This window comes from Streptomyces sp. CO7, from assembly GCF_053474865.1.
Genome location: NZ_JBRIOU010000009.1, coordinates 70917 through 71776 on the forward strand (window position 1 = coordinate 70917; position 860 = coordinate 71776).

The window sequence follows — 860 nt, forward strand, 5'->3', positions numbered from 1 at the left end:
GCGCAGCGCGGGGGCGGTGGGCGGGGCCGGGTGCAGCAGCACCATCACGTCGAACAGCGGGTTGCGGCCCGCCTCCCGGGGCGCGCCGACGGCCTCCACGATCCGCTCGAACGGCGTGTCGCCGCGGGTGAAGGCGTCGTTGACGGTGTCCGCGGCCGCCGCCAGCAGGTCGCGGAAGGAGCCGGCGGTGTCGACCTGGGTGCGCAGGACCACGGTGTTGGCGAAGAAGCCGACGGTCCGCTCCAGCTCGGTGCGAGGGCGGCCGGGGGTGAGGGAGCCGACGGTGATGTCGTCCTGCCCGGACCAGCGGGCCAGCAGCGCCTGGCCGGCCGCGGTCAGGGCGGTGAACAGGGTGGTGTGCTGCTGCGCGGCGAGGTCGCGCAGCCGGGCGGTGACGTCCGCGGGCACGGTGAACCGGTGGACCGCGCCCGCCCCGGACTCCTCGCCGCGGCGCGGCCGGTCCAGCGGCAGCGCGGGCGCCACCGCCCCGCGCAGCTTCCGGGCCCACTCGTCGAGTTCCCGCTGCAGGCGGTCGCCGGAGAGCTGTTCGCGCTGCCAGGCGGCGAAGTCCGGATACTGGGTCCGCACCGGCGGCAGGTCCACCGGCTCACCGTGGGCCAGGGCCTCGTAGGCGGCGCAGATCTCCTCCAGGACGACGCCCGTGGACCAGCCGTCGGTGACGACGTGGTGGGCGGTGAGCAGCAGGACGTGCCGCTCGGCCGCCTCGCGCAGCAGCAGGGCGCGCAGCAGCGGCCCGGTGCGCAGGTCGAAGGGGCGGGCGTACTCGGCGCGCAGGGCGGCGTCCGTCCCGGCGGGGTCGATCCCGCGGACCTCCAGCGGGACGGGGGCGGGTTCGTGGA

General features: G+C 77.0%; 1 protein-coding gene. It reads right to left on the minus strand.

What is annotated here, in order from left to right; translation table 11 throughout:
- On the minus strand, positions 1-860 hold an 860-nt coding region (locus ACOV8S_RS26940; RefSeq protein WP_448320973.1), incomplete at both ends, for a condensation domain-containing protein.